Origin of the sequence: Clostridium sp. ATCC BAA-442 (genome assembly GCF_964239415.1) — a bacterium.
Taxonomy (GTDB): domain Bacteria; phylum Bacillota; class Clostridia; order Oscillospirales; family Oscillospiraceae; genus Flavonifractor; species Flavonifractor plautii.
This window is the reverse complement of sequence record NZ_CAXSQB010000003.1, coordinates 112,321-132,849: the sequence shown is the minus strand read 5'-3', so window position 1 is coordinate 132,849 and position 20,529 is coordinate 112,321. Positions and strand designations below refer to the sequence as shown.

Sequence of the window (20,529 nt, the reverse complement as noted above, 5' to 3'; positions counted from 1 at the left end):
TTATGAGAGGTGAACTAGCATGATCCTGAAGACAAAGCTGTTCGGCCATGTGTACGAGTTCAAATCGATTCGGGAAGTCATGGCGAAGGCAAACGAGGAAAAATCCGGCGACAGGCTGGCAGGCATTGCCGCCGAAACCGCAGAGGAGAGAGTGGCCGCCAAGGTGGTGCTCTCCAATCTGACCCTGAACGATCTGCGCAACTGCCCCGCCGTCCCCTATGAGGAGGACGAGGTGACCCGGATCATCCAGGATTCTGTCAACGAGACCATCTTTAACGAGTATAAGAATATGACGGTGGCCGAGTTCCGCGAGTGGCTGCTGGATACCCAGACCACCCCCGACATGATCCGCCGGGCCTCCCGCGGCCTGACCTCTGAGATCGTTGCCGGCGTGTGTAAGCTGATGAGCAACCTGGACCTCATCTACGCCGCCAAGAAGATGCGCGTGACCGCCCACTGCAACACCACCATCGGTCTGCCCGGCACCTTCTCCTCCCGTCTGCAGCCCAACCACACCACCGATGATCCCAATGGCATCATCGCGTCCGTGATGGAGGGCCTGTCCCTGGGCTGCGGCGACGCCGTCATCGGCCTGAACCCCGTGGACGACTCCGTGGAGAGCGTGGCCCGCATCCTGAAGATGTTCGACGAGTTCAAGCGCAAGTGGGAGGTTCCCACCCAGATCTGCGTGCTGGCCCACGTGACCACCCAGACCGAGGCCGCCAACAAGTTTGGCGCTCCCCTCGATCTGATGTTCCAGTCCATCGCCGGCTCCCAGAAGGGCAACGAGGCCTTCGGCCTGAACGCCGCCATGCTGGACGAGGGCCGCGCCACCATGCTGTCCCGCGGCACCTGCACCGGACCCAACGTCATGTACTTTGAGACCGGCCAGGGCTCCGAGCTGTCCTCCGAGGCCCACAACGGCTGGGACCAGGTTACCATGGAGGCCCGCTGCTATGGCTTTGCCAAGCGCTACAACCCCTTCCTGGTCAACACCGTCGTCGGCTTCATCGGGCCCGAGTACCTGTACGATTCCAAGCAGGTCACCCGCGCCGGCCTGGAGGATCACTTCATGGGCAAGCTGACCGGCATCCCCATGGGCTGCGACGCCTGCTACACCAACCACATGAAGGCCGACCAGAACGACATCGAGAACCTGGCGACCCTGCTGGTGGCCGCCGGCTGCAACTACATCATGGGCGTGCCCGAGGGCGACGACTGCATGCTGATGTACCAGTGCACCGGCTACCATGAGGCTGCTGCCCTGCGCGAGGTCTTTGGCCTGCGCCCCATCCACGAGTTCGACATGTGGCTGGAGAAGATGGGCTTCTCTGAGAATGGCAAGCTGACGCCCAAGGCCGGCGACGCTTCCGTGTTCCTGAAGAAGTAAGGAGGAGCGAAGAATGGACGAGAAAGATCTGAGAAGCATCATTGAGCAGGTGCTGACGGAAATGAATGTGTCCGGCGCCAAGCCCGCCGAGAAGGCCGCTGCCGCTTGTGCGTGTGAGTCTGCGCCGGAGGTTGAGGACGGCTGCATCCCCGACATCACGGAGATCGACATCCGCAAGCAGTATCTGGTAAAGAACCCTGAGAACGGCGAGGAGTATGCCGAGCTGAAGATGAACGCTCCCTGCCGTCTGGGCATCGGCAAGGCCGGCGCCCGCTACAACACCCTGCCCCAGCTGGAGTTCCGCGCCGCCCACTCCGCCGCCCAGGACGCCGTGTTTAACGACGTGGACGCCGAGTTCGTGGAGAAGATGGGCCTGTGGACGGTGCAGACCCAGTGCGACAGCAAGGACACCTATCTGACCCGCCCCGATCTGGGCCGCAAGCTCAGCCCCGAGGCCGTGGAAACCATCAAGGCCAAGTGCAAGAAGAACCCCACCGTTCAGATCTACGTGGCGGACGGCCTGTCCTCCGCCGCCGTGGCTGCCAACATCGGCGATCTGCTGCCCGCCATCCTGCAGGGCCTGGAGAGCTACAAGATCGACGTGGGCACCCCCTTCTTCGTGAAGTATGGCCGCGTGGGCGTCATGGATGAGATCTCCGAGCTGACCGGCGCCACCGTCACCTGCACCCTGATCGGCGAGCGTCCCGGCCTGATCACCGCCGAGTCCATGTCCGCTTACATCGCCTACAAGGCCACCGTGGGCATGCCTGAGGCCCGCCGCACCGTGGTGTCCAACATCCACCGGGCCGGCACCATCCCCGCCGAGGCCGGCGCCCACATCGCGGAAATCATCAAGATCATGCTGGATAAGAAGGCCAGCGGTACCGATCTGAAACTGTAAGAGCAGGGAGGAAAATCAATATGAAACGCGATCCGTTGCCCGCACATGTACTGGCGACTCGCATTATCCCCAACGTGGCTCCCGACATGGCGAAGGAGCTGGGCCTGACCCCTGACCAGAAGTCCCTGGCCATCGTTACTGCCGACAGCGACGATGTGACCTACACCGCCCTGGACGAGGCCACCAAGAAGGCCGACTGCAAGGTTGTCTACGCCAAGAGCTTCTACGCCGGCGCCGCCAACGCCAACACCAAGCTGGCCGGCGAGATCATCGGCATCCTGGCCGCGCCCAACCCCGCCGAGGCCAAGGCCGGCCTGGAGGCCTGCGTGGACATGATCGAGAATGTGTGCCACTTTGTCTCCGCCAATGACGACGACAGCATCTGCTACTATGCCCACTGCATCTCCCGCACCGGCTCCTACCTGTCCGAGGGCTGCGGCATTGCCGAAGGCGAGGCCATTGCCTACCTGATTGCGCCTCCCTTGGAGGCCATGTACGGCGTGGATGCCGCGCTGAAGGCCGCCGACGTGCGGATGTGCGTGCTGTACGCCCCCCCGTCTGAGACCAACTTTGGCGGCGCCCTGCTGACCGGCAGCCAGTCCGCCTGCAAGTCCGCCTGTGACGCCTTCGCCGCCGCCGTCGAGTCCGTCGCCGACCAGCCCAAGGTCTGACCGGCAGAGCGACCGGGCCCGCACGGGCCCATGAACGGAGGTACATATGAAGGCATTGGGTATGATTGAAACCCGCGGCCTGGTCGCCTCCATTGAGGCGGCCGATGCCATGGTCAAGGCTGCCAACGTCACCCTCCAGTGCAAGGAGCATGTGGGCGGCGGCCTGGTGACCATCATGGTCCGAGGGGATGTGGGCGCCGTCAAGGCGGCTACAGACGCCGGTGCCGCAGCGGCGGAACGGGTGGGAACCCTGATTTCCGTCCACGTGATCCCCAGACCCCATGAGGAGCTGGAAGAAATCCTGGGACACATCCCCGCCGAACCAGACCAGCCGGTTCCCCCCACGCCTCCCGCCCCGGCCCCTGAGCCGGAGCCGGAGGAGGGTGAGCCGCTGGAGCCGGAGGAGCAGGAGAGCGATGGCGCGGTGATGGAGCCCGCCAGCCTGACCACGGAGGAGCTGGAGCATATGGCGGTGGTAAAACTGCGGGCCGTGGCCAGACAGATCGGCCTGACCAGCATGACGCGCAAGGAGATCCGGTTTGCCAAGAAGGAAGAGCTTCTCGCGGCAATCACGGCGTTCCTGGCGGAGCAAAACAACTGAGCATGCTTCGCGGTTTGAGACTGCCCCCGGCATGAGTTCAGCGAAAGGAATGGAACTGTATGCAGCTAATCGATAAAGATCTCCTGTCCATGCAGGAGGTTCGGGAGCTGGTAGAGGCGGCCAAGGAGGCCCAGCAGGAGCTGGCCCGGATGGACCAGGCCCAGGTGGACCGCATTGTGCGTGCCATTGCCGACGCGGGTGTGCGCAACGCCCGCCGGCTGGCCCAGATGGCCAACGAGGATACCGGCTTTGGCATCGTGGACGACAAGGTGATCAAGAACATCTTTGCCAGCCGCGGTGTCTACGAGCACATCAAGGATATGAAAACCATCGGAGAGATCAGCCGGGACGACGCCAAGCGCCTGCGCACCATCGCGGTGCCCGTGGGCGTGATCGCCGGCCTGATCCCCTCCACCAACCCCACTTCCACCGCACTTTACAAGGCGGAGATCGCCATCAAGGCGGGCAACGCCATCGTGTTCTCCCCCCACCCCACGGCTCTGCGCTGCATCCTGGAGACCGTCAAGGTCATCCGGCAGGCCATCGCCGAGGCGGGCGGCAATGAGAACCTGGTCTCCTGCATCACCATCCCCACCATGGAGGCCACCGACAACCTCATGCGCCACCGCGACGTGGCCATGATTCTGGCCACCGGCGGCTCCGCCATGGTGCGGGCGGCCTACTCCTCCGGTACCCCCGCCATCGGCGTGGGCCCCGGCAACGGCCCCGCCTACCTGGAGAAGACCTGCGACCTGCCCCTGGCGGTGAAGCGCATCCTGGACTCCAAGACCTTTGACAACGGCACCATCTGCGCCAGCGAGCAGTCCATCATCTGCGACGATGACATGGTGCCCGCCGTCAAGGCCGAGATGGAGCGCCAGGGGGCTTACTTCCTGGACGACGAGGAGCGGGAGAAGCTGGGCCGCTTCATTCTGCGGGCCAACGGCACCATGAACCCCGAGATCGTGGGCCGCAGCGTGAAGACCATCGCCAATCTGGCCGGCCTGGAGAAGGTTCCCGCCACCGCCCGCGTGCTGGTGGCCAAGGAGACCGGCGTGGGCCGCGGCCATCCCTATTCCAACGAGAAGCTGGGGCCCATCCTGGCTTTCTACACCGCCGAGAACTATGAGAAGGTGTGCGAGAAGGTCTGTGAGATCCTCCACTACGAAGGCGCGGGCCACACCTTCTCCATGCACACCAACGACGATAAGATGGTGGACTACTTCGCCCGCCGGGTGCCCGCCTCCCGCGTGATGGTGAACACCCCCAGCGCCCTGGGCGGCATCGGCGGCACCACCGCCCTCCAGCCCGCTTTGACCCTGGGCTGCGGCGCCGTGGGCGGCTCCGCCACCTCGGAGAACGTGGGCCCCATGCACCTGCTCAACCTGCGGTATGTGGCCTATGGCCTCAAGGAGCTGGACGAGATCCGCGCCTCCGTGCCGGACTGCTCCGACGGCGTCTGCCGCACGGCTCCCTCTCTGGAGAACATCGATGTGGACGACATCGTCCGCCAGATCATCGGTAAGCTCCAGAAGCTGTAACCCAATCTCATCCGCGTACAGCGCGGTTTACCTGTGAAAGGAAGGATCACAAATGGCGAATATGATGCAAGCTCTGGGTATGATCGAGACCAAGGGTCTCGTGGCCTCCATCGAGGCGGCCGATGCCATGGTCAAGGCGGCCAACGTCACCCTGATCGGCAAGGAGCACGTGGGCGGCGGCCTGGTGACTGTGATGGTCCGCGGCGACGTGGGCGCGGTCAAGGCGGCCACCGATGCGGGCGCGGCGGCGGCTGAGCGCGTGGGCGAGCTGATCTCCGTGCACGTCATTCCCCGTCCCCACGAGGAAGTGGAGTCCATCCTGCCCCACCTGGGCTGAGGCAGCCTGACGCAAACAAGTAAAGGAGTGTCCCTGTTATGAATATGATGCAAGCTCTGGGTATGATCGAGACCAAGGGTCTCGTGGCCTCCATCGAGGCGGCCGACGCCATGGTCAAGGCGGCCAACGTCACCCTGATCGGCAAGGAGCACGTGGGCGGCGGCCTGGTGACCGTGATGGTTCGCGGCGACGTGGGCGCGGTCAAGGCGGCCACCGACGCGGGCGCGGCTGCGGCCGAGCGCGTGGGCGAGCTGATCTCCGTGCACGTCATCCCCCGTCCCCACAACGAGGTGGAGTCCATCCTGCCCTCCCTGGCGAAGTAAGATACGGGCGTAGCCCGTGTCCCATCAACCATAGGAAGGGGTGGAGCGCGTGAAGGCAATTACAGAAGATTTCCTCCGGGTGGAGCTGCGGAACACCCAGCCAGAGGTCTACTACATCCCGGAGGGGAAAATACTGACGCCCGCGGCGCGGGAATATCTTCAGCAGCGCAAAATCAAAGTGGCCGCAGGGGGGCAGCCGGCGGAGCCGGCCCCCGCGGCCGCCCCGGCCGCCCAGCCGGTCGTCCCGACTGTGATGTGCGCCCCGGAGCCCCCAAAGCCCAAGTATGTGGACTATGAGACCGGCGCCTACTACATGGAAAAGCCGGAGCATATGACCCAGCTGTTCGGCAACGTGCTGGTGGCCAAGGATCACCCCCGCATCCATTTCCGCGGCAAGCTGGACAGCCTCCAGGCCCTGGTGGTGCTGGATCAGGTTCAGATCGCCGAGGGCGGCTGCCAGAAGCTGGTGGACGACCTGGGGAACATCCTGGGCATCCTCCGGGAGATGATGCGCTGTGATGCACTGGACGAGGCGTTCAAGAACGAGACCATCATTGGTCTCACCCACGCCGAGCTGCGGGAGCGTTCCCACAATCCGCAGAAGTTCTTCGGCGTGCAGTACATGCAGCTGCCCGATTACACCATGGGCAGGGATTATGCGCTGCTCAACCAGCTCCGCGCCGCTGTCCGTGAGACGGAGGTAGCGGCGACCGAGGCCTTCCGGGTGGGCAACAAATACACCCGGAAAGATATCATCGAGGAACTCAACCGCCTGTCCAGCGCCATTCATATCATGATGTGCATGTACCTGGCGGGCCAGTACCGCTGAGGAGGAACAGGCATATGGAACAAATCGTATCCGCAGTGATGGATGCGGTCCACCGGGCGGGACTGGTCGAGGTGGAGGTCTCCGCGCGGCATGTGCATCTGTCACAGGCCGATGTGGAGGTGCTGTTCGGGCCCGGCGCCAGGCTGGAGCCCAAGCGGCCGCTCTCTCAGCCGGGCCAGTTCCTGTCTGAGCAGCGGGTCACACTGGTGGGCCCCAAGGGCCGGAAGGAGCGCGTGGCGGTCCTTGGCCCGGCCCGCAAGGCCACCCAGGTGGAGCTGTCCAAGAGCGACTGCATGGAGCTGGGGGTCAAGGCCCCCGTCCGGGAGTCCGGCGACGTGGCCGGCTCCGGGGCCATCACCATTGAGGGCCCCTGCGGCACGCTGGAGCTGAAGGAGGGCGTGATCATCGCCCACAACCACATCCACGTCACCGCGCCGGACTCCAAGCTGCTGGATCTGAAAGACAAGCAGCGGGTGTCCGTGGCCGTGATGAGCGAGCGGCCCGTGATTTTCCAGGATGTCATCATCCGGGTGAGCACGGAATTTAGCTGTAAGATGCACATTGACGTGGACGAGGCCAACGCGGCTCTGGTGAGCGGCTTTACCCTCGGCAAGATCATCCGATAATCAACAGAAGGAGCGCCAGCGACATGATGGACTTGGACCGCGTAAACAACTACCTCGCCCGTGTGGAGGAATCCGAAAAAACCACCTTCAAGCCGGTGGGAAGCCGGCTCAAGGTGGGCGTGGATCTGGGCACCGCCTACATTGTGCTGGTGGTGCTGGACGAGGAAAACAACCCCGTGGCCTGCGAGAAGCAGGCGGCCCAGGTTCTGCGGGACGGCGTGGTGGTGGACTACACCGGCGCGCTGCGCATTGTACGGTCGCTCAAGGAAAAACTGGAGGCCCGCCTGGGCACGGAGCTGGTCAACTGCGCCATCGCCATGCCCGCGGGCACCGAATCCAGTGTCAAGACCCACCAGTATGTGGCGGAGGGCGCCGGCCTGGAGGTGACCAACATCCTGGACGAGCCCAGCGCTGCCAACGCCATCTATCAGATTGAGGACGGCGTGGTGGTGGACATCGGCGGCGGCACCACCGGCCTTGCTATTTTAAAGGAGGGCAAGGTGGTGCAGATCGAGGATGAGCCCACCGGCGGCACCCATCTGACCCTGGTTCTGTCGGGCAACTATCACGTCTCCTTCGAGGAGGCGGAGGCCATCAAGCAGGACTACAAGCGCCACCGGGAGATCCTCCCCGTGGTGCGCCCCGTGGTGGAAAAGATGGCCACGATCGTGAGCCGCTATGTGGATAAGGCCCACACGGACACCATTTACCTCTGCGGCGGCACCTGCTGCCTGACGGGCATCGAGGACATCTTCCAGAAGGTGACGGGAATCCGGACCATTAAGCCGGCCAACCCCTTCCTCGTGACCCCCACAGGCATTGCCATGAACTGTACCCTGGAATAAACCCCTTAAATTCATGAACAGAAAGGAGGGGAAGCCATGGAACAAACGCTGCTCAATGAAATTGTAGCCCGCGTGGCCGCCAAGCTGGCGGAGGCGGAGGGGGGCGAGGCCGCCCCGGCCGCCGCAGACCGGGATGACCGGGAGGGCCTGCTGCTGCTCAGCCAGGAGATGAACGACACCTGCCGGGCCATGCTGAAGTGCGAGAAGCTGAAGGCGCGGTTCCGTGTGGACTGCGCTTCCCTCCAGAGTGAGCCGGCCGAGTTGGATTCCTATGGCGTGGTCGTGCTCACCGGGCTCACCAACGAGGCCCTTGCCAAGCTGGCTCTGGGCCTGTGCGATACCCCCTATACCCGTCTGGCCGCCCAGGCCATCCTGACGGGCAAGCGGGTCTACGTACCCACCGAGGAGGTGGAGCTCTACCGCTACGCCTCCACCGCCCCGGCGGCCTACTACGCCATGATGAAGGAGCGCCTGGACCTGCTCCTGGCCTCCGGCGTGGTGGTCTGCTCCAAACACAACCTGGAGGGACTCCTGCTGGGCGGCGCGGCCTGTGAGGCGGCTCCGGCGGAGGCGCCTGCGGCCGCGGAACCCTCCGCCCCTGCCCCCATGCCCGCGGCTCGTGAGGAGAAGCTGGTCCATGTGACCAAGCGGGTGCTCACGGAGCGGGACATCCGGGACGCCGCGGCGGAAAAGGTCACCTGCATCCATGTCCCCGCCAAGTGCATCCTGACGGCTCTGGCCAAGGACTGCGCCAAGGAGCACGGGATCCGGCTGGTTCAGGAGTGACCCCGGGCCCTGAGCCCCATTACCCGAAAAAGGATGGATCAAGGCTATGAAGGTAGCAAAGGTGATCGGCAACATCTGGGCCACCCGTAAGGAAGAAAAACTGGCGGGCCTGAAGCTGCTGCTGGTTCAGCCGCTGGATGTGCTGACGGGAAAAGCGGAACGGCCCCCCATCGTGGCCGCCGATATCATCGGCGCCGGCGTGGGGGAGACTGTGCTCGTGGTCGGAGGCAGTTCGGCCCGCAGCGCCGCCGGCGATATGAGCATCCCGGTGGACGCCACCGTGGTCGGCATTGTGGACGATCAGGAGATCGACCGCAGCGTGCTCCCCTGACGGGGAGGCGCCGCGGCGGCCCGGCGGAAACTTCCGCGAAAGGAATGGTCATACGTCATGAATCTGACCGAAGCGGTCAAGGCTGCGGGTGTAGTCGGCGCCGGAGGCCCCGGGTTCCCCACCCATGTAAAGCTCTCAGCCAAGGCGGAGTGCTTTCTGGTCAACGCGGCCGAGTGTGAACCGCTGATCGAAACCGACAAATATCTCTGCCGTACCTTCCCCGACCGGGTGGTGGCCGCCGCGGTGGCGGTGGCCGGGCACCTGGGCGCGAAGCGCACGGTGATCGCCCTGAAGGGCAAGTACCACGCGGAGATCACGGCCCTGGAGGGGGCCATCAGCCGGAGCGGCGCCCAGGTGGAGCTGTTCCGGATGAAGACCTTCTATCCGGCCGGCGACGAGCAGACCATGGTGCAGCAGGTGACCGGCCGCTCCGTCCCGGAGCGGGGGCTGCCCCTGGACGTGGGCTGCGTCGTGGACAACGTAGGCACCCTGCTCAACATCCAGGATGCCCTGGAGGGAACTCCGGTGACGGAGAAATACCTCTCCGTGGTGGGCGAGGTCAAGGAGCCCATTCTCCTAAAGGTCCCGGTGGGCACGGCCCTCACGGCCTGCGTGGCGGAGGCCCGGCCCAACTTAGCGGACTACGCCCTCATCGTGGGCGGACCCATGATGGGCAAGACCCTCACCGACCGGGCCGCCATTGAGGCGGCCGTGGTCACCAAGACCACCGGAAACCTGATCGTCCTGCCCAAGGAGCACTACCTGTTCCGGCGGGCCCAGCTCCCGATGGAGGCCATCCGCCATCAGACCAAGAGCGCCTGCATCCAGTGCCGCATGTGTACCGATCTCTGCCCCCGCTATCTCATCGGGCACCAGATCCGCCCCAACCTGGTCATGCGCAACCTGTGGCGGGAGGGGAGCATCGAGGACAACGAGGAGTATCTGCGCTCCTTCGGCGACGCGGCCAACTGCTGCGACTGCGGCGTGTGCGAGATGTTCGCCTGCCCCATGGGCCTGTCTCCCCGCAAGGTGAACGGCTACATCAAGGGCGAGCTGCGCAAGCGCGGCATTCAGGTGCCCCGGAACATGGAGCCCCACGCCCGGGAGTTTGTGGACGAGCGCAAGACGCCCACCGACCGGCTGGTGGCCCGGCTGGGCCTGTCGGCCTACTACGGCCTGCACGCCCACACCTGCATCCCCCTGGAGCCGGAGACGGTATTCATCCCGTTCCAGCAGCACATCGGCAAGCCTGCCGTGCCTGTCAAGGCCGTGGGCGACCCGGTGGCAAAGGGAGAGCTTCTGGCTCAGGCCGCCCCGGACGGCCTGAGCGCCAACATCCACGCCAGCATCGACGGCGTGGTGACAGAAATCACTCCGGCGGGCGCCAGGCTCTGCCGGAAGGAGGTATGAACGGTATGGCAAACGCCATCGGCATGGTCGAGCTGACCAGTATTGCCCGGGGCATTGAGACCAGTGATTTTATGGTAAAGGCAGCCCAGGTGGAGCTCATCCGTTCCTCTACCGTGTGTCCCGGCAAGTATATCATCATCATTGCGGGCGATACCGGCGATGTTAAGGCCTCCATGGCCGAGGGCATCCGCCAGGGCGGCGAGAGCGTGGTCAACACGCTGCTGCTCCCCAACGCCCATCCCCAACTGATTCCGGCCATCAGCATGACCACCCAGCCCCCCGCAGGCGGCGCGGTGGGCGTGCTGGAGTTCTATTCCATCGCCTCGGCCATTACGGCCGCCGATGTGGCCGCCAAGGCAGCCAACGTGACCCTGATCGAGGTGCGCATTGGATACGCCATCGGCGGCAAGGGCTTTGTCACCCTGACCGGGGATGTGGGGGCGGTGCGTGAAGCCGTGGCCGCCGCGTCCCGTGACGCGGAGCTGCTGGTGGGCACCTCCGTCATCCCGCGCCCCGCGCAGCAGGTATTCCAGTCCCTGCTGTAAGCGCAAAGAGAAGAGAGACCTTCAACCCCCAAACTGTTTTGAGAGTTAGAGAAGGAGTGTAAGTAATGGATTTTAGCGAACTGATCGCAGCTGCTGATCCCAGTATTTTTACTGAGAGTATCAAAGCCTGGGTTTCCGGACTGAACATCAACTCCGTCATCATGCTGATCATGATGATCTTCATGATTGTGGGCGCCATTGACCGTATCCGCGGCAATAAGCTGGGCTACGGCGAGAAGTTTGAGGACGGCTTCAACGCCATCGGCGGCCTGGCCATCGCCATGGCCGGCGTGTATGCGGCGGCCCCCGTGCTGTCCATGGTGCTGGGCCCCATCATCTCCCCCATCTACACCGCCATCGGCGCCGATGCCTCTATGTTCGCCACCACCATCCTGGCCTGCGACATGGGCGGCTACCCTCTGGCCATGGAGCTGGCCAGCGACCCCTCCATCGGTAACTTCGCCGGCCTGATCCTGGGCACCATGATGGGCCCCACCATCGTGTTTACCATCCCTGTGGCCCTGGGCATCATCAAGAAGGAAGACCGCCCCTACCTGGGCGCCGGCGTCCTGGCCGGTATGATCACCATCCCCATCGGCTGCATCGTGGGCGGCCTGGTCATGAACATGACCCCCTATAAGATGGACATCGGCCGCATCCTGATTAATCTGGTGCCCGTCATCGTCATCGCCGCCCTGATCGTCATCGGCCTGTGGTTCGCCCCCGGCCCCATGATCAACGGCTTCAACAAGTTCGGCACCGGCGTCACCGTGGTGATCACTGTCCTGACCGCCATCGCCGTGTTCCAGCAGATCACCGGCATCATGTTCCCCGTGTTCGACGTGATGTCCACGGTGGATCCCGACCTGGGCATGACCCCGCTGAACAACGGCCTGCTGGTCTGCGGCCAGATCGGCATTGTTCTGATCGGCGCCTTCCCCATGGTGGAGTGGATCACCCGTACCTTCGGCGGCGCCCTGTCCAAGCTGGGCGGTGCCCTGGGCATGAATGACAAGGGCTCCGCCGGTCTGGTGGCTACCCTGGCCAACAACATCGCCATGTTCAACATCATGGGCGAGATGAACCCCAAGGGCAAGATCCTGAACGTGGCCTTCGCCGTATCCGCCGCCTTCGTGTTCGGCGACCACCTGGGCTTTGCCGCCGGCAACGATGCCCAGATGATCTTCCCCATGATCGCTGGTAAGCTGGTGGCCGGTGTCACCGCCCTGATTGTGGCCAACCTCCTGGCCCCCAAGCTGCTCTCCAAGATCCAGACCATTTCCAAGTAATCGAGTAAGGCCAATACCGGAAAGGCAAGGAATCTATCATGAATGTAAGCGAAGAGCTCATCCGCGAGATTGTCACCAAGGTTTTGGAGGAGTCCGCGGGCAAGGGCAGCAAGCCCGAGTTTGAAAAGCACATCGATCCCAGCGGGATCATCGGCATCAAGACCAGCACCGTCAAGTGCGAGCCCTTCCAGCAGGACGGCGTCAAGCTCAAGGACGTGGTCACGCTGGAGGAAGCCCCCCGTATGGGGTGCGGCATCATGGAGCTGGATCACACCAGCTTCGAGTGGACCCTGACCTATGATGAGTACGACCTGGTTCTGGACGGCACGCTGGAGATCGAGATCGACGGCCGTGTGGTGTCCGGAGGCCCCGGCGATATCATCTACATCCCCAAGGGAAGCCACATTCACTTCCAGACCCCCAACCGGACCCGCTACGCCTACTTTGTCTATCCTGCCGACTGGCAGTAAGGGCATGGCGGTGTCAGGCCGTCCCTCCTTTGCCCGCACCAGCGGGCAAAGGAGGGAAATGGCTTGACATGGGAAGAAAGAGGGACTATAATCTACCTATACAATGGAATACTGAATGGTATACAGGTGCGCCTCCTCCCGGAGACGCTGAAAAGGGAAGCGGGTGTGAATCCCGCACAATGCCGTTGCTGTATTGGTGGAGCGGTTCTTATAGGTCACTGGGGCTGTGCCCTGGGAAGGCGAGAACCGCGCTGGATGCCTGAGTCAGAATACCTGCCTGTATATGACGCACAGGAAGCCTCCCCGGTCCAGGGAGGGTGCAGTTGCTTATGATTGAGACAGGTATCATAAGGTTTGTTTGCTGTACTCGTGGAGGTACAGCTTTTTTGTTTTGTGGATCCAGAGACCACCTCTCTTTGTGATTTGGCGCAGGCATGGGCTGTGTCTGCCAGCACAGCCCATCCCGCACCGGCACGCCGAATGATAGGCGCTTTTCTCCATGCAGATGCTATGCAGTGGAAAAAAGTCGTTCTGACTTGATATATGGATAGGGCTCACCCCGCGGGAGCGGCTCCGAGGCAGGGGCCGCTCCCAAACTTTGTATGGAGGCAGACGGACAGGCAAGCCTGTGGCAGCGTGGGGCAGGGGAAAACCGGCCGGAGCTGCCAACCGCCGTATAGACGCAGACATGGAACCAAAAAAGGGGCCATCACTCCGGTGATGGCCCCTTTTTTGAGCTCTGGCCGTAAGTCTCACAGCAGGAGGGCGGCCAGATAGAGCGGCAGATTGACGGCGAGAACCGCCAGAGTTACGCCGCCCACAAGAACAGCGCCGCTCAGGGCAAGTACCGCCGTGCCGGTCACAATGGGGTGGGCCTTCAGCCCCCGGGCGAGGCAGCCGCTGACGGCCGATTTCCAACTGGCTCGGGCTGCGGTGCGGGGGGCGGGGACAGACGGGTGGACTGGATAGGCATACATCAGAAGGACTCCTCTCTGCAGCGGTGTGTCACAGTGCGCTGAATACTCTCTTTACAGAATCAGTATAGCGCGAAAGGGATTAGGAAGGTGCAAGAGGAGAGTGGAGGGCGTTAAGAATCCATAAGAATCCCACAAAGCTAAAAATACAAATATTACCACAACAAAAAGAAAGGATAAGGGAACATGCGGATGTGTTAAGGCTGAATTAAGATTGTGAAAAAGCTCTTGATTTCTTTCCGGAACGTGGTAAAACTCATACGTGCAATCGCTGGAGGCAGAGGCGGGGTTCTGCGGCCCGGCGGTTGGGAATCAGCGCGTCAGGTCCGGACCGCGGGAGACGACCGGCACCGCTCCGGCGGTGGAGAGCACGCGGAGACGGACACAAGGAGGGAAACAAGATGGACGTAATGGATCTCGCTATGATAGCCACTCTGGTCGTGAGCTTTGTCCTGGTGAAACTGTTGGCCGACTGGTGCGACCGCCAGATGGACAAATAAGACTGTTTTGCTAGAAAAGAGGAAGTGCTAGTTATGATTGCTTTGGGTATCGTCATTATCGCGCTGGCGTGCTATCTGGTGTACGCCCTGGCCAACCCGGAAAAGTTCTGAGGCACAGAGGAGGAATTTTGCAATGCTGCAAATCATTCTGACCCTGGTGATTTTCGTGCTGCTGATCATCCCGATCGGCCGCTATATGTTCCACATCGCCACTGGTCAACATACGTTTTGCGACCCCGTGTTCAACCGCATCGACAATGGAATCTACCGCATCTGCGGTATCAATCAGAATGAGGGCATGGGCTGGAAGAAATACGCCTTGGCTCTGGTACTTACCAACGCCGTCATGGTGTTTATCGGCTACCTGATCCTGCGCATCCAGTTCCTGCCGGTCTTCAACCCCAACGGCATCGGCGCCATGGAGCCCACCCTCTCCTTCAACACCATTATCTCCTTCATGACCAACACCAACCTGCAGCACTACTCCGGTGAGAGTGGGCTGAGCTACCTCTCCCAGATGCTGGTCATCATCTTCATGATGTTCGTCTCCGCCTCCACCGGCTACGCCGCCTGCGTGGCTTTCTGCCGCGGCCTGACGGGCACCAGCAAGAACAACCTGGGCAACTTCTATGTGGATCTGGTGCGCATCACCACCCGCATCCTGATCCCCTTCTCCATTATCGTGACACTGATCCTGGTGTGGCAGGGCGCTCCCCAGAATTTCATGGCCAACCAGACGGTGACCACCATCGAGGGCACCCAGCAGGACATCGCCATGGGCCCCATCGCCTCCCTGGTCTCCATCAAGCACCTGGGCACCAACGGCGGCGGCTTCCTGGGCGCCAACTCCACCACCCCGCTGGAGAACCCCACCATCATCTCCGACATTACCGAGCTGCTGAGCATGATGATCCTGCCCGGCGCCTGCGTGATCATGTTCGGCCTGATGTACCACAACCGCAAGAAGCTGACTGATGAGGCGCACCCCGTCGTGGGCCGCCGCCTGACCGACCGCCAGCCCATCTTCGGCGGCGAGGGCCGCACCGTGTTCGTGGCCATGGGCATCATCTTCCTCATCGGCCTGGCCGTGTGCTACTTCTCCGAGCTGGCGGGCAACCCCAAGCTGGCGGAGATTGGCCTGAGCCAGTCCATGGGCAGCATGGAGGGCAAGGAGGTCCGCTTCGGCATCGCCCAGTCCGCCCTGTTCACCACCGTCACTACATCCTTCACCACCGGTACCGTCAACAACATGCACGACACCCTGACACCCCTGGGCGGCATGGTGCCCCTGCTGCACATGATGCTCAACTGCGTGTTCGGCGGCAAGGGCGTGGGCCTGATGAACATGATCATGTACGTCATGCTGGGCGTGTTCCTGTGCGGCCTGATGATCGGCCGTACCCCCGAGTACCTGGGCAAGAAGGTGGAGGGCCGCGAGATGAAGATGGCCGTGCTGGTCCTCATCATCCACCCCCTGCTGATCCTGGGCTTCTCCGCCCTGGCCGTCGGCACCGAGGCCGGCCGCGCCGGTATCACCAACCCCGGCTTCCATGGCCTGAGCCAGGTACTGTACGAGTACTCTTCTTCCGCCGCCAACAACGGCTCTGGCTTTGAGGGCCTGGCCGACAACACCTACTTCTGGAACATCACCGCCGGCCTGGCCATGTTCTTCGGCCGCTACCTGGCCATCGTGCTCCAGTTGGCCATCGCCTGGTCTCTGCTGTGCAAGAAGCGCATGAACGAGTCCATCGGCACCCTGAAGACCAACAACATCGGCTTCGGCGTCATCGTGGCCTTCGTGGTCTACATCTTTGCGGCGCTGACGTTCTTCCCGGCCCTGGCTCTCGGCCCCATCGCTGAGCATCTGTCCATCTGGCTGCCGGTTTAAAGGAGGATTACGGATTCCCTATGAAAGATAAGCATCGGACCAAATTCGTAACAAAGGACATCTTCAAGTGCTCTGTTATCGGGGCGTTCACCAAGCTGAACCCCAAATATATGATGCACAATCCGGTCATGTTTGTGGTTGAGATCGGCTTTGTCATCGCTCTGCTGCTCTCCATCTTCCCCGAGCTCTTCGGGCCCACCGACGGCATCAACAATGTCCGCCTGTACAACATCTTTGTCTGCGTCATCCTCTTTGTCACCGTCCTCTTCGCCAACTTCGCCGAGGCGGTGGCTGAGGGCCGCGGCAAGGCCCAGGCCGAGAGCCTGAAGAAGACCCAGAAGGACACCAAGGCCCGTCTGCTCAAGGCCGACGGCACGGAGACTGTCGTCTCCTCCAGCGAGCTGAAGAAGGGCGACGTAGTCATGGTCAGCGCCGGCGAGATCATCCCCAACGACGGCGAGGTCATCGAGGGCACCGCCAGCGTGGATGAGTCCGCCATCACCGGCGAGTCCGCCCCCGTGCTCCGTGAGTCCGGCGGCGACTTCGCCTCCGTCACCGGCGGCACCACCGTGGTGTCCGACTGGCTGAAGATCCGCATCACCTCCAACCCCGGCGAGTCCTTCCTGGACAAGATGATCGCACTGGTGGAGGGCGCCTCCCGCAAGAAGACCCCCAACGAGATCGCCCTGCAGATCCTGCTGGTGGCCCTGACCATCATCTTCATGATCGTCATCGTCACCCTGTACCCCATCGGCCGCTACAGCGGCGTCACCCTGCCCGTGTCCACCCTGATCGCCCTGGCGGTGTGTCTGATCCCCACCACCATTGGCGCGCTGCTCTCCGCCATCGGCATCGCCGGCATGGACCGCGTCACCCGCTTCAATGTCATCGCCATGAGCGGTAAGGCCGTCGAGGCCTGCGGCGACGTGGACACCATGATCCTCGACAAGACCGGCACCATTACTTACGGCAACCGCATGGCCGCCGACTTCATCCCCGTCAGCGGCGTCAGCGTGGAGGAGCTCACCAAGTATGCGGCCCTCTCCTCCCTGAGCGACGCCACCCCCGAGGGCAAGAGCGTGGTTGCCCTGGCCAAGGAGCGGGGCGTCGTGGTGGACGAGAGCAGCCTGAAGGGCGCCGAGTTCATCGAGTTCACCGCCAAGACCCGCATGAGCGGCGTGGATCTGCCTGACGGCACCTCCATCCGCAAGGGCGCCAGCGACGCCATTGTGGAGTACGTCAAGGGCCTGGGCGGCGCCGTGCCCGCCGATCTGCAGGGCCACACCGACCAGGTGTCCAAGCAGGGCGGCACCCCCCTCACCGTCTGCGTGGGCAAGCGTGTGCTGGGCGTCATCTACCTGAAGGATATCGTGAAGGACGGCCTGGTGGAGCGCTTCGCCCGCCTGCGCGCCATCGGTATCAAGACCATCATGTGCACCGGCGACAACCCGCTGACCGCGGCGACCATCGCCCAGGAGGCCGGCGTGGACGGCTTCATCGCCGAGTGCCGCCCCGAGGATAAGATCAAGGTCATCAAGGAGGAGCAGGCTCAGGGCAAGATCGTCGCCATGACCGGCGACGGCACCAACGACGCCCCCGCCCTGGCCCAGGCTGACGTGGGCCTGGCCATGAACTCCGGCACCACCGCCGCCAAGGAGGCGGCCAACATGGTGGATCTGGACTCCGACCCCACCAAGATCCTCGAGGTCGTGGAGATCGGCAAGCAGCTGCTCATCACCCGCGGCTCCCTGACCACCTTCTCCATCGCCAACGACATCGCCAAGTACTTCGCCATCATCCCCGCCATGTTTATGATGGTGATTCCCCAGATGCAGGTGCTGAACATCATGAAGCTGGCCTCTCCCACCAGCGCCATTCTGTCCGCTCTGATCTTCAACGCCATCATCATCCCCTGCCTGATCCCGCTGGCCATGCGCGGCGTCAAGTACAAGCCCATGAGCGCCAGCAAGATGCTGACCCGCAACATGCTCATCTACGGCCTGGGCGGCGTCATCGTCCCCTTCATCGGCATCAAAGTGATCGACCTGATCATCGCGCCCCTGCTGACGATGCTCGGCCTCGGCATGGCAATGTAACAGGAGGAAACCGAACATGAAAGTGATCAAATCTCTCAGGGCGCCGGTTCTGGTGACCCTGGTACTGCTGCTGATCTGCGGCCTGATCTACCCGGTTGTCATGACGCTTATGAGCCAGGCGCTCTTCCCCAGCCAGGCCAACGGCAGCATCATCTATGTGGACGGCCAGGCTGTGGGCGCCAAGAACGTGGGCCAGGATTTCACTGACCCCCGCTTCATGCGCTGCCGCCCCTCCGCCTACCAGTACAACACCTATACGGTGGATGAGGAGGGCAACAAGTTCTACAACGACGGCAGCGAGTACGCCGGCGTGGCCTCCGGCTCCAACAACTACGGCGCGTCCAACCCCGCTCTGGCGGAGCGCGTGCAGGGCGACATCGACGAATTCCTGGCGGAGCATCCCGACCTGACGGTGGAGGACATCCCCACCGACCTGGTGACGGCCTCCGGTTCCGGCCTGGATCCCCACATCAGCCCTGCCTCTGCGGCTGTGCAGATTCCGCAGCTGGCGGAGAACACGGGCCTGACCGAGGAGCAGCTGGAGCAGTTCGTGGCGGACAACACCACCGGCAAGGTGCTGGGCATCTTCGGTGAGGAGACGGTGAACGTTCTGGGCGTCAACCTGGATATCGCCGAGGCCCTCGGCCTGATCGGCGGCGTAGACTAATCGCTCAAAAGCCCCCCTGAACCTTGACCCGGATTGGTTCAGGGGGGCTTTCTGCGGCGCAGAGAGAGGGTGAACATCATCAGAATTGCCTTGATCGCACCACAGGAGAAGGACCGGCAGTAGCTCCGGGAGCAGATGTTTTCCTATGCGGTGCGCTGGAAGGTCGCCGTGGTGACCGACTGCTTCGACTGCCTGGAGGAGTTCGCCATGGCGGCGCAGAGCGGTGGATATCAATTAGTCTGCCTCCGCGGCGGCGAGCGCCAGTGGAGGGCGGCGGAGGAGCTGCGGCGCATCCGCGGAGAGGGGGAGACCCTCTGGGCCTATCTGGAGGAGGGACAGGCCCTGCGGGCCAAGGTGCTGACCGCGGCCGACACCTTCGGCGCCGTGGAGTGGCGGCGGGTGAGCGGCATGAACACCGTCATGACGGACTATTTCGCGCTGGCTCCCCGCCACGCGCGGGATGCCATTCTGCCCATTAAGCACCCGCTCCGTACCGATGATATCCACTACATTCAGGCGCAGAAGCAGACCCTGCTGCTCTACACCGCCTACGACCGCGTCCGGGCCCGGCTGGGCTTTCAGGCCATGGCCCTGCTGCTGGACGGCGAGCCCCAGTTTCTGATCTGCCCGGGCGGCCTGATTTTGAACACCGACAAGGTCTCCCGGGTGGAGGGCCGGGTGGTGGCCCTGGAAAATGGGAAACGGCTGATGCTGGAGGAGCCGGCGGTCCGGGAGCTCCAGGCCCGCCGGGCGGTCCGCCTTTCCCATATGCAGGCGCAAACGGTCTGAGTCGGATGACTCAGACCGTTTTTTGTGCTATAATAGGGCAAATACCACAGAGAGAAGGGGACGCTTTCATGAAGTATGAGGACATCCGGCGGCAGGTGCTCACCGCCATCCGGCAGGCCAGCGCTCAGGGGCTGATCCACGGGACATCAGGCAATATCTCCGTGCGGGACCGGGAGGCGGGGGTGGCCGCCATCACCCCCAGCGGGCGGCCCTATGACACTATGGAGCCGGGAGACATCGCCATTGTCACCCTGGACGGGGAGTGGGTGGATGGGCCCTACGCGCCCTCCTCTGAGACCCCCATGCACACGGCGGTTTACCGCGCCCGCCCCGACGTGGGGGCGGTGGTGCATAACCACGCCCTGTTCTGCACCGTGATGGCCATGGCGGTGGATGAGCTGCCCCCCTCCACGCCGCCCCAGGCGGAGTTCGCCCCCATCCGGGTGGTGCCCTTCGCGGTGCCCGGCTCCCGGGCGCTGGCCGCCTCAGTGGCCGCCGCCTTGGGGACGGACGGGCTGGCCGTGCTGCTGCGCAATCACGGCAGCCTCTGCTGCGGCCGGGACCTGCCCGCGGCCATGACCGCCGCCGCCTATGTGGAGGAGGCGGCCCAGGTGGCCTACTACGCCTCCGCCCTGGGCCGCTTCACCCCACTGGGCGAGGCGGACATTCGGGCCTGTAAGGAGATGCTGGCCGCCGGGCGGGCGGTCTAGCCGGCGAAAG

At 63.2% G+C, this 20,529-nt stretch carries 22 protein-coding genes, 1 pseudogene and 1 riboswitch; of the genes and pseudogenes, 22 read left to right on the top strand and 1 reads right to left on the bottom strand.

Going from position 1 to position 20,529, the window contains the following annotated elements; all coding sequences use genetic code 11:
• The first annotated feature begins 19 nt into the window (after positions 1-19).
• From ACESY8_RS02465 to ACESY8_RS02390, 16 genes and pseudogenes are all read left to right on the top strand, one after another.
• On the top strand, positions 20-1,390 hold the full coding sequence (locus tag ACESY8_RS02465) for an ethanolamine ammonia-lyase subunit EutB (RefSeq protein ID WP_054338502.1): 1,371 nt from the start codon (positions 20-22) through the stop codon (positions 1,388-1,390).
• A gap of 13 nt (positions 1,391-1,403) precedes the next feature.
• Positions 1,404-2,291, top strand: a complete 888-nt coding sequence (eutC, locus tag ACESY8_RS02460) for an ethanolamine ammonia-lyase subunit EutC (RefSeq protein WP_009259308.1) — start codon at positions 1,404-1,406, stop codon at positions 2,289-2,291.
• 20 nt (positions 2,292-2,311) lie between these two features.
• Positions 2,312-2,962 carry an ethanolamine utilization microcompartment protein EutL gene (gene eutL / locus ACESY8_RS02455; RefSeq protein ID WP_007493539.1) on the top strand — a complete coding sequence of 217 codons (651 nt, stop codon included), beginning with the start codon at positions 2,312-2,314 and terminating at the stop codon, positions 2,960-2,962.
• A 46-nt stretch (positions 2,963-3,008) separates the two neighbouring features.
• A pseudogene (locus ACESY8_RS02450) lies at positions 3,009-3,266 on the top strand (BMC domain-containing protein); the annotation flags it as partial.
• Positions 3,267-3,622: 356 nt separating this feature from the next.
• Positions 3,623-5,104, top strand: a complete 1,482-nt coding sequence (locus ACESY8_RS02445) for an acetaldehyde dehydrogenase (acetylating) (RefSeq protein WP_082382839.1) — start codon at positions 3,623-3,625, stop codon at positions 5,102-5,104.
• Between the two features lie 52 nt (positions 5,105-5,156).
• The gene (gene eutM, locus ACESY8_RS02440; protein WP_007493543.1) at positions 5,157-5,441 is read left to right on the top strand and encodes an ethanolamine utilization microcompartment protein EutM; all 285 of its coding nucleotides are present in this window, start codon (positions 5,157-5,159) and stop codon (positions 5,439-5,441) included.
• 38 nt (positions 5,442-5,479) lie between these two features.
• Positions 5,480-5,764: an ethanolamine utilization microcompartment protein EutM gene (gene eutM / locus ACESY8_RS02435; RefSeq protein WP_054338503.1), complete on the top strand. Its 285-nt coding sequence runs from the start codon at positions 5,480-5,482 to the stop codon at positions 5,762-5,764.
• A gap of 49 nt (positions 5,765-5,813) precedes the next feature.
• Positions 5,814-6,593 carry a cobalamin adenosyltransferase family protein gene (locus tag ACESY8_RS02430; RefSeq protein ID WP_039997578.1) on the top strand — a complete coding sequence of 260 codons (780 nt, stop codon included), beginning with the start codon at positions 5,814-5,816 and terminating at the stop codon, positions 6,591-6,593.
• Positions 6,594-6,607: 14 nt separating this feature from the next.
• Positions 6,608-7,219: a phosphate propanoyltransferase gene (pduL, locus tag ACESY8_RS02425; RefSeq protein WP_007493548.1), complete on the top strand. Its 612-nt coding sequence runs from the start codon at positions 6,608-6,610 to the stop codon at positions 7,217-7,219.
• Between the two features lie 23 nt (positions 7,220-7,242).
• Positions 7,243-8,064 carry an ethanolamine utilization protein EutJ gene (eutJ, locus tag ACESY8_RS02420; RefSeq protein WP_007493550.1) on the top strand — a complete coding sequence of 274 codons (822 nt, stop codon included), beginning with the start codon at positions 7,243-7,245 and terminating at the stop codon, positions 8,062-8,064.
• 36 nt (positions 8,065-8,100) lie between these two features.
• A complete protein-coding gene (locus ACESY8_RS02415) occupies positions 8,101-8,850 on the top strand; it encodes a hypothetical protein (protein WP_434307925.1) in 750 nt (249 codons plus the stop codon).
• 46 nt (positions 8,851-8,896) lie between these two features.
• Positions 8,897-9,181, top strand: a complete 285-nt coding sequence (locus ACESY8_RS02410; RefSeq protein WP_007493553.1) for a EutN/CcmL family microcompartment protein — start codon at positions 8,897-8,899, stop codon at positions 9,179-9,181.
• Between the two features lie 57 nt (positions 9,182-9,238).
• Positions 9,239-10,591 carry a 4Fe-4S dicluster domain-containing protein gene (locus ACESY8_RS02405; RefSeq protein ID WP_498794566.1) on the top strand — a complete coding sequence of 451 codons (1,353 nt, stop codon included), beginning with the start codon at positions 9,239-9,241 and terminating at the stop codon, positions 10,589-10,591.
• Between the two features lie 5 nt (positions 10,592-10,596).
• A complete protein-coding gene (locus tag ACESY8_RS02400) occupies positions 10,597-11,136 on the top strand; it encodes a BMC domain-containing protein (protein ID WP_009259301.1) in 540 nt (179 codons plus the stop codon).
• 65 nt (positions 11,137-11,201) lie between these two features.
• A complete protein-coding gene (locus tag ACESY8_RS02395) occupies positions 11,202-12,425 on the top strand; it encodes an ethanolamine utilization protein EutH (RefSeq protein WP_007493560.1) in 1,224 nt (407 codons plus the stop codon).
• A gap of 38 nt (positions 12,426-12,463) precedes the next feature.
• Positions 12,464-12,895, top strand: a complete 432-nt coding sequence (locus tag ACESY8_RS02390) for a EutQ-related cupin domain-containing protein (protein WP_007493563.1) — start codon at positions 12,464-12,466, stop codon at positions 12,893-12,895.
• A gap of 107 nt (positions 12,896-13,002) precedes the next feature.
• Positions 13,003-13,190, top strand: a riboswitch (cobalamin riboswitch).
• Positions 13,191-13,647: 457 nt separating this feature from the next.
• Here ACESY8_RS02390 and ACESY8_RS02385 read toward each other — a convergent pair.
• The gene (locus ACESY8_RS02385) at positions 13,648-13,872 is read right to left on the bottom strand and encodes a hypothetical protein (protein ID WP_054338506.1); all 225 of its coding nucleotides are present in this window, start codon (positions 13,870-13,872) and stop codon (positions 13,648-13,650) included.
• Positions 13,873-14,402: 530 nt separating this feature from the next.
• On the opposite strand from ACESY8_RS02385, the gene kdpF reads away from it, so the two are divergent.
• The 6 genes from kdpF (at position 14,403) to ACESY8_RS02355 (ending at position 20,519) form a co-directional block, all read left to right on the top strand.
• Complete coding sequence (kdpF, locus tag ACESY8_RS02380; protein WP_021632044.1) at positions 14,403-14,480, top strand: K(+)-transporting ATPase subunit F; 78 nt, start codon at positions 14,403-14,405, stop codon at positions 14,478-14,480.
• 22 nt (positions 14,481-14,502) lie between these two features.
• On the top strand, positions 14,503-16,257 hold the full coding sequence (locus tag ACESY8_RS02375; RefSeq protein WP_054338507.1) for a potassium-transporting ATPase subunit KdpA: 1,755 nt from the start codon (positions 14,503-14,505) through the stop codon (positions 16,255-16,257).
• A 20-nt stretch (positions 16,258-16,277) separates the two neighbouring features.
• The gene (gene kdpB / locus ACESY8_RS02370) at positions 16,278-18,353 is read left to right on the top strand and encodes a potassium-transporting ATPase subunit KdpB (RefSeq protein WP_054338508.1); all 2,076 of its coding nucleotides are present in this window, start codon (positions 16,278-16,280) and stop codon (positions 18,351-18,353) included.
• A gap of 16 nt (positions 18,354-18,369) precedes the next feature.
• A complete protein-coding gene (gene kdpC, locus ACESY8_RS02365; RefSeq protein WP_007489058.1) occupies positions 18,370-19,020 on the top strand; it encodes a K(+)-transporting ATPase subunit C in 651 nt (216 codons plus the stop codon).
• A 135-nt stretch (positions 19,021-19,155) separates the two neighbouring features.
• Positions 19,156-19,809, top strand: a complete 654-nt coding sequence (locus ACESY8_RS02360) for a hypothetical protein (protein WP_498794562.1) — start codon at positions 19,156-19,158, stop codon at positions 19,807-19,809.
• A 68-nt stretch (positions 19,810-19,877) separates the two neighbouring features.
• Positions 19,878-20,519 (top strand): class II aldolase/adducin family protein, encoded by a 642-nt coding sequence (locus ACESY8_RS02355; RefSeq protein ID WP_035300436.1) that lies wholly within the window; start codon positions 19,878-19,880, stop codon positions 20,517-20,519.
• Positions 20,520-20,529 lie beyond the last annotated feature (10 nt).

Excerpts from the sequence above, each read along its gene's own strand:
- ACESY8_RS02415 (WP_434307925.1), top strand. The coding sequence starts at position 8,101 with ATGGAACAAACGCTGCTCAATGAAATTGTAGCCCGCGTGGCCGCCAAG.
- ACESY8_RS02375 (WP_054338507.1), top strand. The coding sequence starts at position 14,503 with ATGCTGCAAATCATTCTGACCCTGGTGATTTTCGTGCTGCTGATCATC.
- ACESY8_RS02405 (WP_498794566.1), top strand. The coding sequence starts at position 9,239 with ATGAATCTGACCGAAGCGGTCAAGGCTGCGGGTGTAGTCGGCGCCGGA.
- pduL (WP_007493548.1), top strand. The coding sequence starts at position 6,608 with ATGGAACAAATCGTATCCGCAGTGATGGATGCGGTCCACCGGGCGGGA.
- ACESY8_RS02410 (WP_007493553.1), top strand. The coding sequence starts at position 8,897 with ATGAAGGTAGCAAAGGTGATCGGCAACATCTGGGCCACCCGTAAGGAA.
- ACESY8_RS02390 (WP_007493563.1), top strand. The coding sequence starts at position 12,464 with ATGAATGTAAGCGAAGAGCTCATCCGCGAGATTGTCACCAAGGTTTTG.
- ACESY8_RS02355 (WP_035300436.1), top strand. The coding sequence starts at position 19,878 with ATGAAGTATGAGGACATCCGGCGGCAGGTGCTCACCGCCATCCGGCAG.
- eutC (WP_009259308.1), top strand. The coding sequence starts at position 1,404 with ATGGACGAGAAAGATCTGAGAAGCATCATTGAGCAGGTGCTGACGGAA.
- eutM (WP_007493543.1), top strand. The coding sequence starts at position 5,157 with ATGGCGAATATGATGCAAGCTCTGGGTATGATCGAGACCAAGGGTCTC.
- kdpB (WP_054338508.1), top strand. The coding sequence starts at position 16,278 with ATGAAAGATAAGCATCGGACCAAATTCGTAACAAAGGACATCTTCAAG.
- ACESY8_RS02360 (WP_498794562.1), top strand. The coding sequence starts at position 19,156 with ATGTTTTCCTATGCGGTGCGCTGGAAGGTCGCCGTGGTGACCGACTGC.
- eutM (WP_054338503.1), top strand. The coding sequence starts at position 5,480 with ATGAATATGATGCAAGCTCTGGGTATGATCGAGACCAAGGGTCTCGTG.
- eutL (WP_007493539.1), top strand. The coding sequence starts at position 2,312 with ATGAAACGCGATCCGTTGCCCGCACATGTACTGGCGACTCGCATTATC.
- kdpC (WP_007489058.1), top strand. The coding sequence starts at position 18,370 with ATGAAAGTGATCAAATCTCTCAGGGCGCCGGTTCTGGTGACCCTGGTA.
- ACESY8_RS02465 (WP_054338502.1), top strand. The coding sequence starts at position 20 with ATGATCCTGAAGACAAAGCTGTTCGGCCATGTGTACGAGTTCAAATCG.
- eutJ (WP_007493550.1), top strand. The coding sequence starts at position 7,243 with ATGATGGACTTGGACCGCGTAAACAACTACCTCGCCCGTGTGGAGGAA.
- kdpF (WP_021632044.1), top strand. The coding sequence starts at position 14,403 with ATGATTGCTTTGGGTATCGTCATTATCGCGCTGGCGTGCTATCTGGTG.
- ACESY8_RS02445 (WP_082382839.1), top strand. The coding sequence starts at position 3,623 with ATGCAGCTAATCGATAAAGATCTCCTGTCCATGCAGGAGGTTCGGGAG.
- ACESY8_RS02395 (WP_007493560.1), top strand. The coding sequence starts at position 11,202 with ATGGATTTTAGCGAACTGATCGCAGCTGCTGATCCCAGTATTTTTACT.
- ACESY8_RS02400 (WP_009259301.1), top strand. The coding sequence starts at position 10,597 with ATGGCAAACGCCATCGGCATGGTCGAGCTGACCAGTATTGCCCGGGGC.
- ACESY8_RS02385 (WP_054338506.1), bottom strand. The coding sequence starts at position 13,872 with ATGTATGCCTATCCAGTCCACCCGTCTGTCCCCGCCCCCCGCACCGCA.